13 protein-coding genes are annotated in these 12,826 nt (G+C 64.3%); 5 read left to right on the top strand and 8 right to left on the bottom strand.

The window, feature by feature from the left end; genetic code table 11:
* The 5 genes from ASC48_RS10695 to ASC48_RS10675 are packed head-to-tail and all read right to left on the bottom strand — an operon-like array spanning position 1 to position 6,718.
* On the bottom strand, positions 1-858 hold the full coding sequence (locus ASC48_RS10695; protein ID WP_055455747.1) for a hydroxymethylglutaryl-CoA lyase: 858 nt from the start codon (positions 856-858) through the stop codon (positions 1-3).
* Complete coding sequence (locus ASC48_RS10690; protein ID WP_055455746.1) at positions 855-2,498, bottom strand: acyl-CoA synthetase; 1,644 nt, start codon at positions 2,496-2,498, stop codon at positions 855-857. The genes ASC48_RS10695 and ASC48_RS10690 overlap by 4 nt, the downstream gene beginning before the upstream one ends.
* A complete protein-coding gene (locus ASC48_RS10685; RefSeq protein WP_055455745.1) occupies positions 2,488-4,482 on the bottom strand; it encodes an acetyl/propionyl/methylcrotonyl-CoA carboxylase subunit alpha in 1,995 nt (664 codons plus the stop codon). The genes ASC48_RS10690 and ASC48_RS10685 overlap by 11 nt, the downstream gene beginning before the upstream one ends.
* 11 nt (positions 4,483-4,493) lie before the next feature.
* A complete protein-coding gene (locus tag ASC48_RS10680; RefSeq protein WP_055455744.1) occupies positions 4,494-6,101 on the bottom strand; it encodes a carboxyl transferase domain-containing protein in 1,608 nt (535 codons plus the stop codon).
* Complete coding sequence (locus ASC48_RS10675; RefSeq protein WP_055455743.1) at positions 6,089-6,718, bottom strand: TetR/AcrR family transcriptional regulator; 630 nt, start codon at positions 6,716-6,718, stop codon at positions 6,089-6,091. The genes ASC48_RS10680 and ASC48_RS10675 overlap by 13 nt, the downstream gene beginning before the upstream one ends.
* 322 nt (positions 6,719-7,040) lie before the next feature.
* Here ASC48_RS10675 and ASC48_RS10670 point away from each other — a divergent pair, with 322 nt between their 5' ends.
* Positions 7,041-7,424, top strand: coding sequence for a hypothetical protein (locus ASC48_RS10670; RefSeq protein ID WP_050473961.1), 384 nt, complete (start codon positions 7,041-7,043; stop codon positions 7,422-7,424).
* Between the two features lie 125 nt (positions 7,425-7,549).
* Here ASC48_RS10670 and ASC48_RS10665 read toward each other — a convergent pair whose 3' ends face one another.
* Positions 7,550-8,377 carry a lytic murein transglycosylase gene (locus tag ASC48_RS10665; RefSeq protein ID WP_055455742.1) on the bottom strand — a complete coding sequence of 276 codons (828 nt, stop codon included), beginning with the start codon at positions 8,375-8,377 and terminating at the stop codon, positions 7,550-7,552.
* Positions 8,378-8,737: 360 nt separating this feature from the next.
* On the opposite strand from ASC48_RS10665, the gene ASC48_RS10660 reads away from it, so the two are divergent.
* The 4 genes from ASC48_RS10660 to ASC48_RS10645 all read left to right on the top strand — a co-directional run bounded on the left by ASC48_RS10660 (position 8,738) and on the right by ASC48_RS10645 (position 11,143).
* Positions 8,738-9,124: a hypothetical protein gene (locus ASC48_RS10660; RefSeq protein ID WP_055455741.1), complete on the top strand. Its 387-nt coding sequence runs from the start codon at positions 8,738-8,740 to the stop codon at positions 9,122-9,124.
* 215 nt (positions 9,125-9,339) lie between these two features.
* Positions 9,340-10,344: a signal peptide peptidase SppA gene (sppA, locus tag ASC48_RS10655; RefSeq protein ID WP_055455740.1), complete on the top strand. Its 1,005-nt coding sequence runs from the start codon at positions 9,340-9,342 to the stop codon at positions 10,342-10,344.
* Positions 10,341-10,655, top strand: a complete 315-nt coding sequence (locus ASC48_RS10650; RefSeq protein ID WP_055455739.1) for an integration host factor subunit beta — start codon at positions 10,341-10,343, stop codon at positions 10,653-10,655. The genes sppA and ASC48_RS10650 overlap by 4 nt, the downstream gene beginning before the upstream one ends.
* A 134-nt stretch (positions 10,656-10,789) precedes the next feature.
* Positions 10,790-11,143: a LapA family protein gene (locus tag ASC48_RS10645; RefSeq protein ID WP_055455738.1), complete on the top strand. Its 354-nt coding sequence runs from the start codon at positions 10,790-10,792 to the stop codon at positions 11,141-11,143.
* Between the two features lie 14 nt (positions 11,144-11,157).
* On the opposite strand, the gene ASC48_RS10640 is transcribed toward ASC48_RS10645, so the two are convergent.
* Both ASC48_RS10640 and ASC48_RS10635 read right to left on the bottom strand, forming a co-directional pair.
* Entirely contained in the window at positions 11,158-11,799 is a 642-nt protein-coding gene (locus ASC48_RS10640) for a trimeric intracellular cation channel family protein (RefSeq protein ID WP_082440085.1), read from the bottom strand.
* 90 nt (positions 11,800-11,889) lie between these two features.
* Positions 11,890-12,825, bottom strand: coding sequence for a response regulator (locus ASC48_RS10635; protein WP_055455737.1), 936 nt, complete (start codon positions 12,823-12,825; stop codon positions 11,890-11,892).
* Position 12,826: the final 1 nt, after the last annotated feature.

Below are 12,826 nucleotides of genomic sequence, written 5' to 3'. Positions count from 1 at the left end.
TTATGCGTCCTTTCTGAGCGTGCGGGCAAAGGCGGCGGCTTCTGCCAGCTTCTCCCTGTCGAGGCCGGTCTCGAACCCCTTGTCTGCCAGCAGGGCCGCGACGGCTTCGGTGGCGACATTGCCTTTCGCGCCGGGGGCATAGGGGCAGCCGCCGAGCCCGCCCACAGCGGCGTCAAAGACACGCAGGCCCTTTTCAAGACTCACCTCGATATTGGCGAGGGCCAGCCCCTTGGTGTCATGGTAATGCCCGGCGAGTTTCTGCGCGGGCACCTTTTCCAGCACCGCATCCAGCATCCGGGCGATGGTCTCCGGCGTGCCTGCGCCAATGGTGTCGCCGAGGGAAATCTCGTAGCAGCCCATGGCCAGCAGCTTGGCAGCAACATCGGCCACGTTTTCCGGCGGGGTCGGGCCGTCATAGGGGCAATCGGTGACGCAGGAGATATAGCCGCGCACCGGGATCCCATCTTCCAGCGCCTTGTCCACCAGCGGGCGGAAGCGTTCCAGGCTTTCGGCGATGGAGCAGTTGATGTTCTTGCGCGAAAAGCCCTCCGAGGCCGAGCCGAACACGGCCACCTCATCCGCACCGGCGGCGCGGGCGGCCTCATAGCCCTTCACATTGGGGGTGAGGGCCGTATAGGCGGTCTGATGCCGCCGGTGGATGCCCGCCAGCACATCGGCGGCATCGGCCATCTGCGGGACCCATTTGGGGCTGACGAAGCTTGTGACCTCGATCTTGGCAAAGCCGCAGGCGCTCAGCATGTCCACAAGGCGGATCTTGTCTGCCGTGGCGATCAGCGTCTTCTCGTTCTGCAACCCGTCGCGGGGGGCCATTTCGAACAGGGTGACGAAGCCGGTCATGACGCTTCTCCGGAATGTTCGTTGCTCGCCCGCTGGCGCAGTTCCCGGCGGATCACCTTGCCGGTGGTGGTCATGGGCAGGGCGTCCACAAACTCCACCTCGCGGGGGTATTCGTGGGCGGCAAGGCGTGTCTTGACGAATCGGGCAATGTCACCGGCGAGGCTGTCCGAAGGCTCCACCCCGGCCTTCAGCACCACATAGGCCTTGACGATTTCCGTGCGCTGGGGGTCCGGCTTGCCGACAACGCCTGCCATGGCAACGTCGGGATGGCGCAGCAGGCAATCCTCGATCTCGCCCGGTCCAATGCGGTAGCCGGAGGAGGTGATCACGTCATCATCGCGGCCCACGAACCGCAGCCACCCGTCTGCATCACGCACGCCCGTGTCGCCGGTCAGCATCCAGCCGTTGAGGAACTTGGCGCGGGTGGCAGCCTCGTTGTTCCAGTAGCCAAGGAACATCACCGGGTCCGGCCCGCGCACGGCGATCAGCCCTTGCTCCCCATCGGCGGCAAGTTCGCCTTTCTCCGTCACCACGTCCACCTCATGGCCGGGCACGGCACGGCCCATGATGCCGGGGCGCGCCTCCATGATGGCGGCGCAGCTCGACACGATCATGTTGCACTCGGTCTGGCCGTAGAACTCGTTGATGGTCAGGCCAAAGACCTTGCGGCCCCAGGCGATCAGCTCGGCCCCCAGCGTCTCCCCGCCCGAGGCGACGGAGCGCAGGGCCAGTTTGTAGCGCGTCTGCGGGCTTTCCACCTGCCGCATCATCTTCAGCGCGGTGGGCGGCAGGAAGGCGTTGCGGATGTTCTGTTTTTCCATCAGCTCGAAGGCCGCTTCCCCGGTGAACTTGCGGAAGCGGCAGGCAACCACGGGGATGCCGTGATAGAGCGCGGGCATCAGCACATCGAGAAGCCCGCCGATCCAGGCCCAGTCCGCCGGGGTCCAGAACCGGTCGCCGGGGCGGGGCAGGAAATCGTGGCTCATTTCCACGCCGGGCAGATGGCCCAGCAGCACCCGGTGCCCATGCAGCGCGCCCTTGGGCTGGCCGGTGGTGCCGGAGGTGTAGATGATGATGGCCGGATCTTCTGCGGCGGTGTCCACCGGAGTGAAGGTGGTCTCGTGGCCGGTCAGGGACCGTGCCAGATCCTCCGCGCCGTGATGGGCGCCGCCGGTGCAGAATACGGTGGTGAGGGCGGGCAGCTTGTCCCGCAGGCGCTCCAGTTTGGCTGCGCCGCCTGCATCGGTGACGAGGATCTTCACCCCCGCATTGCACAGCCGGTATTCCAGCGCCTCTTCGCCGAAGAGGGTGAAGAGCGGAATGGTGACCGCCCCGCATTTCAGCGCGGCGATATGGGCGGCGGCGGTTTCGACGCTCTGCGGCAGCAGCACGCCCACCCGGTCGCCGCGCTCAAGACCCCGGGCGCGGAAGAGGTTGGCCATGCGGTTGGACAGGGCTTTCAGCTCGCCATAGCTGACGCGGGTGGCGGTGCCGTCTTCGGCCACATAGGTGATGGCCTCGCGGTCTGGTTCTGCATCCGCCCAGCGGTCGCAGATGGCGGTGCCGATGTTGAAGCGCTCGGGGATCTGCCAGCGGAAGGCCGCCCGCATGGCGTCATAGCTGTCAGCTTCAGGCAGCATCGGCGCTCTCCTGTGCAAGGGCCAGCAGCAGCGTGCCGTCGGTCACCTGTTCGCCTTCGCTGACGAAGACATCGCCAATCACCCCGTCACGCGGGGCGGTGAGCGTGTGCTCCATCTTCATGGCTTCCAGGATCAGCAGCGGCTCGCCGCGTGTCACGGCCTGCCCCATGGCGGCAGTCAGCACCTTCACCAGTCCCGGCATCGGGGCAATCAGCCGGTCACCGGCTGCATCGCCCTCATCCTCGCCGGACAGCATGTCGGCGCGGGTGAATTCGAAGGCCTCACCGCCGTGGAAGACGGAGATGGCCGCGCCCATATCGGCAATGCGCGCCTTGTCCCGGTGGCCGCCCATGTCGAAACGGATGGTGCCGTCCTCCACATGGGTGATTTCGACCTCCAGAACGCTGTCCGCCACATGGGCGGCAAAGCGGCTGCGGCCAAGGCTGTGCACCTCGACTTCAAGCCGCGTGCCCTTGTGGTCGAGCACGGCAAACTGGCGTGCTGCGCTCCAGGCCCGCCAGCCGCTCAGCCGCTCCCACGGGTCCTGTCCGGCGGCAGGGCGCGTCAGGCCAAGGCTGGTGAGGGCGGCAAGCGCCAGAACCACGGGCGGCGTGCCGGGCCGTGCGGTCAGCGCCTCCTGATCGCGGCTGATAAGGCCGGTGTCCACGTCTCCGGCGGCAAAGCCCTCGTGGCGGCAGAGCGCTGCAAGGAAGGCGGCATTGGTGACCGAGCCCGCCACTTCCGTTGCCTCAAGCGCTGCCAGCAGCCGGGCCAGTGCCGTCTTGCGGTCCGGGCCGTGGACAATGATCTTGGCGATCATCGGATCATACCATGGGGTGATCGTGTCGCCCTGCCGCACGCCGGAATCAACGCGGGCCATGTCTTCCGGCAGGCGCAGGTGGGTCAGCGTGCCGGTGGCCGGCAGGAAGCCGCGTTCCGCATCCTCCGCATAAAGCCGCGCCTCGAAGGCCCAGCCCTGGATGGCCAGCTGGTCCTGCGTCAGGGGCAGGGGCTCGCCATTGGCCACCTTCAGCTGCCATTCCACCAGATCCTGCCCGGTGATGTATTCCGTCACCGGATGCTCCACCTGCAGGCGGGTGTTCATCTCCATGAAGTAGAACCGGTCCTGCGACAGGCCCTCCGATACATCGGCGATGAACTCGATTGTGCCGGCCCCGCAATAGCCGATGGCCTGTGCGGCCTTGACGGCGGCAGCGCCCATGGCGGCGCGCATCGCCTCCGGCATGCCGGGGGCAGGGGCTTCCTCGATCACCTTCTGGTGGCGGCGCTGCAATGAGCAGTCGCGCTCGAACAGATGCACCACATTGCCGTGATTGTCGCCGAAGACCTGAATTTCGATGTGGCGGGGCTTGATCAGATATTTCTCGATCAGCACGCGCGGATCGCCGAAGCTCGCCGCGCCCTCGCGCTGCGCACCCTCCAGCGCGGCGCGGAAGTCTTCGCGCCGGTCCACCCGGCGCATGCCCTTGCCGCCACCGCCCGCGCGGGCCTTGATCAGCACCGGATAGCCGATTTCATCGGCGCGCTCCTGAAGGAAACCGGCATCCTGATTGTCGCCGTGATAGCCCGGCACCACTGGCACCCCGGCCTTTTCCATCAGTGCCTTGGCGGCATCCTTCAGCCCCATGGCGCGGATGGCGCTGGCGCTGGGGCCGATGAAGGCAATGCCTGCCGCCTCCAGCGCCTCGACGAAATCCGGGTTCTCCGACAGGAAGCCATAGCCCGGATGCACTGCTTCTGCGCCCGACTGGCGGCAGATCTCGATGATACGCTCCGCCTTGAGATAGCTTTCGGCCACCGGTGCCGGACCCAGCCGCCAGGCCTCGTCCGCCATGGCCACATGCTGCGCGCCCGCATCCGCATCCGAATAGACCGCGACAGTGCGGACACCAAGCCTGCGCGCCGTCTTGATCACCCGGCAGGCAATTTCGCCACGGTTGGCGATGAGGATTTTTCTGAACATGATTTCCTCCCTCACATCCGGAACAGGCCGAAGCGGGTGTCTTCGATCGGGGCGTTGAGGGCGGCGGAGAGGGAGAGGGCGAGGATCTCGCGGGTCTTGCGCGGATCGATGATGCCGTCGTCCCACAGCCGGGCCGAGGCATAGAGCGGGTGGCCCTGCGCCTCGAACTGGTCGATGACCGGCTGCTTGAAGGCCTTTTCCTCGTCCGCTGACCAGCTTCCGCCCTTGCGCTCGATGCCCTCGCGCCGGACGGTGGCCAAAACGCCGGCGGCCTGCTCACCGCCCATCACCGAAATGCGGGAGTTGGGCCAGGTCCACAGGAAACGGGGCGAATAGGCGCGCCCGCACATGCCGTAGTTGCCCGCCCCGAAGGAGCCGCCGACCAGCATGGTGATCTTCGGCACGGAGGTGGTGGCCACAGCCGTCACCAGCTTGGCGCCATCCTTGGCGATGCCGCCGCTTTCATATTTCCGGCCAACCATGAAGCCGGTGATGTTCTGCAGGAACACGAGCGGGATCTTGCGCTGGGAGCAAAGCTCGACGAAATGCGCGCCCTTGACCGCGCTTTCGGAGAAGAGCACGCCGTTGTTGGCGATGATGCCCACGGGCATGCCGTAGATATGGGCGAAGCCGCAGACCAGCGTGGTGCCGTAGCGGGCCTTGAACTCGTCAAAGCGCGAGCCGTCGGTGATGCGGGCCATCACCTCGCGGATGTCATAGGGCGTCTTCAGATCCGCCGGAACCACGCCGAAGATTTCCTCCGGATCATAAAGCGGGTCTTCCGGGCTCTGCAGGTCGAGATGCACCTGCTTGGTGCGGTTGAGATTGGCCACAGCCCGGCGGGCCAGGGCCAGCGCATGGGCGTCGTCCCGGGCGAGGTGATCAGCCACACCGGAGAGGCGCGTGTGCACATCGCCGCCGCCAAGATCCTCCGCGCTCACCTCCTCGCCCGTGGCCGCCTTCACCAGCGGGGGGCCTGCGAGGAAGATGGTGCCCTGATTGCGCACGATGATGGTTTCATCGCTCATGGCCGGAACATAAGCCCCGCCTGCGGTGCACGAGCCCATCACCACGGCGATCTGGGCGATGCCGCGTGCGGACATGTTGGCCTGATTGAAGAAGATGCGGCCGAAATGGTCGCGGTCAGGGAACACCTCGTCCTGGTTCGGCAGGTTTGCCCCGCCCGAGTCCACCAGATAGACGCAAGGCAGATTGTTTTCGGCGGCAATCTCCTGCGCCCTCAGGTGTTTCTTCACCGTCATGGGGTAGTAGGTGCCGCCCTTCACTGTCGCGTCATTGGCGACGATCATCACCTCCCGGCCCTCGACACGGCCAATGCCTGCAATCAGGCCAGCGGAGGGGGAGGCGTTGTCATAGAGCCCATGGGCGGCGAAGAGGCCGACTTCCAGAAAGGGCGAGCCGGGATCGAGCAGGCGCGAGACGCGCTCGCGCGGCAGGATCTTGCCACGGGAGGCATGACGGGCGCGGGCTTCAGCTCCGCCGCCTTCAAAGGCCGCTTCCGCTGCCCGGCGCACCTCTTCAAGGGCCGCTTCATGCGCCTTGCGGTTCTTCTCGAAAACCTCGCCGCGTGTGGCTGCGTTCGATTTCAGGATGCCCATTGTCTCCCGGCTCCTCTCCCTCCGGTGACGCTTGCAGTCACCATGTCCAGATAGATGGTTTCGATATCGGCCTTGGAGAGCCTGCCGCCCTCCCGGTACCAGGTGCCAAGGCCGGTCAGCATGGCGATGATGGCGCGGGTGGCGACCTGCGGCTCGCTGACGGCAAAGCTGCCCGCCTGCGCACCGCGCTTCAGAATGTCCGTCAGGATTGCCTCATAGCGCTGGCGCAGATGCTCGACGGCCTGAAAATTCTCCGGCTCAAGATTGCGCAGCTCCATGTAGGAGACAAACACCGCATCGGTGCGCGCCAGATGATAGCGGATGTGAAAGCGGGTGAAACGCTCCAGCGCCGCATCCGGGCCTTCACCGGGTTCTGCTGCGGCGCAGTTTTCGTCCCAGGCTTCAAGCAGCGCCTGCATGTGGCTGACCATCAGGTCGCGCAGAATGTCCTGCTTGGTGGGGAAGTGGTTGTAGAGCGCACCGGGCTGGACGCCGACAGCGGTGGCGATCTGGCGCATGGAAACGGCAGCGTAGCCCTCACGCGCAAACAGCCGCAGCGCAGCTTCGCGCACGCGCTCTGCCGTTTCCTCTCCTCTGGCGCCCACCGTGCGTGCCATGCGTGTCTCCTCCAGGTTAATAAAATAAATGAACGATCATTCATTTGCAAGGGTGTCTTGGCTTGCAAAGGGGGCACATGGGCAAGGCGTCAGACAGTGACTTTCCGAAAGTTTTCCGCAGGTATTCCGTTTTTTCTGCTTTGGCGCAGCGCATTGAAGTTCAAGACGGAATCAGGTCACGCAACCGTATGCCTGATCAGCGGTTGCTGGCGGCTGCCCTGTTTTGGCTCGCTCGGCCTTGTCCGTTTTGCCAGTAGCCGCTAGCCAATGGCCATTTTTACCAGCCATGCGTGCAGACTTGCCGCAATGACGGAGATGAACCTTGAAGAAGATACTGACTGCACTTGTTGTAGGCCTGACCCTTGCCGGCTGCGCATCTTCCGGCAATCAGAGTCTCAGGAACGAAACGGAGGCGAGCGTCTCCGCCAAGCTGACCGAAGGCAAGACGACGCGGAGCGAGGTGCAGCAGATGTTCGGCTCGCCCTACCAGACGAGCTTCACCTCCGAGGGTGAGGAGATCTGGACCTACCAGCTCGACAACCTGCAGGCTGATGCGGTGAACTTCATCCCCGTGGTTGGCGCACTCGGCACGTCCCACTCGGGCAAGCGCAAGCAGCTTGTCGTTCTGTTCAACAGCAAGAACATCGTCCGCCGCTATTCGATGACCGATTCCGACGTCTCGGTGAAGACGGGCGTCTTCCGCTAAGACAGTGCCGAATTAGGGACTGGGTCCTTTGCTGCAAAGGGCTCGGTCCTTCGAGTTTCGTCACGCCATGACGGAAGCGGGCATGTGAAACATAAAGGGCGCCCCCATCCGGCGCGCCCTTCTTTTCATTCCACCAGCTGTTCAGCCATCACGCCGATGGTCTGGACATAGACCTCGGCCTTGTTCCATTCCCGCAGAACTTCGTGGTTCGGGGTGCCGGGAGCCCAGCTTTCACCGGCGCGCCAGCCCTTCTGCTTCAGGTAGTTGGCGGTGGAGGCCAGCACGTCCGGGATGGAGCGGATCAGGTCGCGCTTGCCGTCCCGGTCATAGTCGACGGCGTAGTTGAGATAGGAACTGGCGAGGAACTGGGTCTGGCCGAGTTCTCCCGCCCAGGCGCCGCGCATGTCCTCGCGCACCTTGTCGCCGTTTTCGATGATCTTCAGGGCCGAGACCAGCTCGCGGGTGAAGAATTCCGAACGGCGGCAGTCATAGGATAGGGTCGCCAGCGAGCGCACCACATCCATCTTGCCCGAGTTGGCACCATAGCCCGTTTCGAGGCCCCAGATGGCGATGATGATCTGCGGCGGCACGCCGAAATCCTGCTGGATGCGCTCGAACAGCCCGGCATATTGAGCATGCAGCTGCCGGCCCCGGTTGATCAGCGCCTTGTTGACGCGGCGCTGGTAGAATTCCTCGAAGCTGAGCTTGAAGGACCGCTGCCCCCGGTCGAGCTTGATCACCTGCGGATCATAGGTCACGCCCTCAAGGGCATTTGCCACCGTGTAGGCCTTCAGCCCATGACGGGCCGGGGCCTCCTGCTTGAAGGCTGCAATCCAGGCATTGAAACCGGAGGCATCATTGCCGCAGGCGGCCGCCCGGGCGGGCGTCGCCGTCAGGGCGGGGGCGAAGGATGCAGTCAGGGAAAGGGCAAGAGCGCAAAGCAGCTTGCGCATGGCGGGCACTCCCGGATGACCCGGCGGCACAGAAGCCGGGCATGTGTGATGGGTAAAACCGAAGGGTGGATGATTCGTGATGGCTCCTGCCCTTCGAGTTAGCTGGCTTGCCTTCGTTTCCCCCGGTTCGTCAAGGGAAAGCGGGCGTTAAATGCCGTTTCAGCCGGCGGTCCCACGCGGTTGTGACCGAACGTGAACCTCCAGCGGCTTCAGGCGGCAGAATGTGATAGCGCAAGCCAATCGGCCGGAATGTGATGCAGACCACGGTTTTGGTCCCGCAACAGGCGCATGCCATTGCCATGGGGGCGGGCTGCAGGGCCGTGAAGGCGCTGGAGCGGCTTTGGATCAAGGAACAGACCCATGCGAGGCATCTCCTTCTGGTTCTTCATTTCCGCCATGTTCTATGGCGTGGGCAGCATCATCTTCGGCATTCAGATGTCCGCAGGCGAGGGGGCAGCCTTTGCCACTGGCAATGTGCAGCTGACCCTGCTCGGCTTTCTGACGATGACGCTCTTCGGGCTCTACTACAACGCCGTGCCGCAGGCGGCCCATTCCCGGCTGGCGCGGCTGCATTTTGTCGCAGCAACCATCGGCATGTGGCTGATGATCCCCGGCGTTGCGATTGCCATCGAGGATGGCAATCTCTTGCTGGCGATGACAGGCTCGGCCGTCATGGCCCTCTCCATGGTGCCATTTGTCATGATTCTGCGCCGGCTGCGCCGGATTGCGGCTCATGCGGCCGGTTAAGGCGCTGCGCCGTCAGCCTCAAGCAAGGCAGAAATCTTAACTCAAGGCCGGGGTACGGCTGTCCCCGGCCTTCCGCATCGGCGCTCCGGAGCAGAGAGTCAGGCAGGCAGAATGTCTCCCCCGCTGCCAATGATTTGACCTTGCAGCCTATTTGGGCTTTTCATCGCAGCGCAGGCTGTGTAGCCATGAAGGCCGTTGACCGTGGAGCGTGACAGATGTCCCTGGATGCCGAAGCCATAACCGACCGCCGGAGGCTCCGCCGCAAGCTCGTGTTCTGGCGCGTTGCAGCCTTTCTCATCCTGGCCGTTGGTCTCATCTCAGGTCTCATTGCCCTTGGCGGCGGTTTCAATGCCGAGCGCAGCAAGCCGCATATTGCGCGTATTCCCATCGAAGGCGTGATCATGGAGGACCGCGACCAGCTCAAGCTGATCCGTGAAATCGGCGAGAACGAGAGAGTCGCCGGTGTGATCATCTCCATCAATTCGCCCGGCGGCAGCACCACGGGCGGCGAGGCGCTTTATCAGGCGCTCCATGAGCTGTCCAAGAAGAAGCCGGCGGTCGCGGAAATCCGCACGGTCGGCGCCTCGGCTGGATACATGGTGGCTCTGGCCAGTGATCACATCGTCGCGCGGCACAATTCCATTACCGGTTCCATCGGCGTGCTGTTCCAGTTCGGCAATGCAGAGAAACTGCTGGATATGGTCGGGGTGAAGATGGATGCGGTGAAAAGCGCGCCGATGAAGGCCGAGCCCGATTTCTATTCCGATCCCTCGCCCGAAACCCGTGACATGCTGGCGCTTCTGGTAGGCGACAGCTACGACTGGTTCGTCAAGCTGGTGGCTGAGCGGCGCAAGCTGAGCCCGGAAGAGGCCCGCGCCGTTGCCGACGGCAGCATCGTCACAGGCTTCCGGGCGCAGGAGCGCAAGCTGGTGGATGCGATCGGCGGCGAAGATGCGGCCATTGCCTGGCTGGAGAAGGAAAAGGGTGTTGCAAAGGATCTTCCGGTCGTCACCTGGAAGGTGCCCGATGAGCGCAGCCGCCTGCCGTTTGCGGCACGGATGTCGCAAGGTATCGGTGAAGGGGCCGCCAAGGCGCTGATTGAGGGCGTTTCAGAGGCTAAGGGATTGATTTCTCCAAGCCTTACGCTTGACGGGCTCGTGTCTGTTTGGCACGCTCCCGGGGGTGTGCCGGGTGGTCAGGAACAAGGGAGCGGGGAATGATCAAGTCCGAGCTTGTGCAGCGCATCGCGGAACAGAACCCGCATCTCTATCAGCGCGACGTCGAGAACATCGTCAACGCGATCCTTGACGAGATCACCGAGGCGCTGATGCGCGGTGACCGTGTGGAATTGCGCGGCTTTGGCGCCTTTTCCGTCAAGAACCGCCCGGCCCGTGTCGGCCGAAATCCGCGCACGGGGCAGAAGGTTGAGGTGGATGAGAAATACGTTCCCTTCTTCAAAACCGGCAAGGAAATGCGTGAGCGCCTGAATGATGGCGTGGATCACGGCGAAGACAGCGGCGACGAAGACTGACCGCTGCGCAGCAAAGGCAGTTCCAGCAACGGCGGAGACCGGTTGTGTGTCCGCACTTGCGTGAAGACAAAGACCCGAGAGTATTGCATCCAGAGCCGTTTGCGCCGGACATGCACTAGAAAAAGGCAGGGCCCGTGACCCGGTTTCTCAAGAACCTGATCCTTGTTGCCATCGCCCTTGTGGTGGTGCCGCTGTCTGTGGCCAACCGGCACGGGGTCGATCTTTCGCTGAACCCCTTTGATCCGCAGGATCCGCGCCTGACGCTGACCGGCGTGCCGCTGTTCTGGGTGATTTTTGCCGCCATTCTGGTGGGCATCGTCATCGGCGGGCTTGGGGCCTGGGCAAAGCAGGGCCGCTGGCGCCGCGAGGCGCGCGTCAAGCGCTCCGAGGCCGACAAGTGGCACAAGGAAGCCGACAAGCTGCGGGCCGAGGCCGGGCAGTCCTCTCCGTCCCGCGCCCTTCCCGGTCCGGGCAGCCGCGCTGCCTGAGACCGGCGCAAAAATCAGGATTTCGGTGCGGAATAGCCCGGCAGCGTCCAGCCCCTGAGAATGGCGCCGCCCCGGATGATGAAGGCTGCGAGCGCACCGATGATGGCCGCGGGCCAGAGCGAGAAGCCGGCCAGCGTCAGCACCACGAAGACGGCCGCGCCGGTAAAGGCGGCGGTGACATAGATCTCCGGCTTGGCAATGGCGGTCGGGTCGCCGGCGACAACGTCACGCAGGATGCCGCCGAACGTGGCGGTGGAGGCCCCCAGCAGGATGGCGACGAGCGGCATGTGATCGACCGCCATGGATTTGGCTGCCCCCATCACGCAATAGGCGGCAAGGCCGATGGCATCGGCCCAGCGCAGCGGCTTGCCCCAGCTTTCGACGATATGCGCGCCGAACCACATCAGCACGCTGACGCCAAAGCAGACCAGCAGGTAGCCTTCCGATTTGGTCCAGAACACAGGCACGCCGAGGATCAGGTCACGCAAGGTGCCGCCACCGACACCGGTCATGGTGGCGAAGAACAGGAAGGCGATGAAGTCCATGCCCTTGCGCGAGGCGACGATGGCGCCGGTCACGGCAAAGACGGCAACGCCCACATAATCGAGCACCATCAGCACGTTGAGCAGCGTTTCGGGGGCCTTGTCGAACATCATCAGCCGGTCACCTTCTTCTTGCGGGTGCGAAAAGCCGCCTGCAATCGAAGCTTCTCTAGTCCAGATCGGTGCTTGCGTGCAATCGCGGTGCTACAGCTCGCTCATGGCTTCGGCGGCCTTTACGGCGGCGGAGGCGCGGTTTTCGACGCCGAGCTTCACGTAGATCTGCTCCAGATGCTTGTTCACCGTGCGCGGTGAAAGGCCGAGGATCTCGCCGATGTCCTTGTTGGCCTTGCCACGGGCGATCCACAGCAGCACCTCCGCCTCGCGGGCGGTGAGGCCGAAGCGGGTGCGCAGGCCATCCGTCTGGCCTGCCTCACCGCCGCCCGTCAGGCGGAAGAGATATTCATCCGGGCCGACGGCGCCCAGATAGGTGAAATCAAGCTTCTGCCCCGGCGCCCCCATGAAGGAGGTGGAGCGGCTGCCGCCCATCTGGCCTGCCATCTGACTGAGGCTGCCAAGCCAGGCGCCCAGATGCTGGCTGATAAGGGGGAGCACATCGCTGCCCGCACGGCCGACGAAATGGCTCAGCGCGGTGCGGGCCTGCGGGGTGGCCCATTTCACGCTGCCATTTGAGGTGACGGCCATCAGGTGCCGTCCGGCGGCGTCGAGTGCGATGCGGGCGCTCTGCACCTGCCGGGCATTGGCCAGATGCACGCGGATGCGGGCCTGCAACTCATCGAGATTGATCGGCTTGGTGAGAAAATCGACGCCGCCGCTTTCCAGCGCATGCACCACATGCTCGGTCTCGCTGAGGCCGGTCATGAAGATCACCGGCACATGCGCCAGCTCCGGCATGGCCTTCAGCTGCCGGCAGGTTTCGAAGCCGTCCGGTTGCGGCATCACCGCGTCCATCAGCACCATGTCGGGTGTGATGCGCCCGGCAATGGTGAGCGCTGCCGTGCCGGAGGTGGCGACCAGAACAGTCACGCCCGAGGCCTCCAGCGCCTTCGTCAGGAAGCCGAGGGTTTCGGGGGAATCATCCACCACAAGAACAATGTCGCGCTGGGCAGTGGCTTCAGTCATA

The sequence above is a fragment of the Pannonibacter indicus genome (assembly GCF_001418225.1).
Lineage (GTDB): Bacteria > Pseudomonadota > Alphaproteobacteria > Rhizobiales > Stappiaceae > Pannonibacter > Pannonibacter indicus.
The sequence above is the reverse complement of the archived record's forward strand: the minus strand, read 5'-3'. Positions and strand labels throughout refer to the sequence as shown.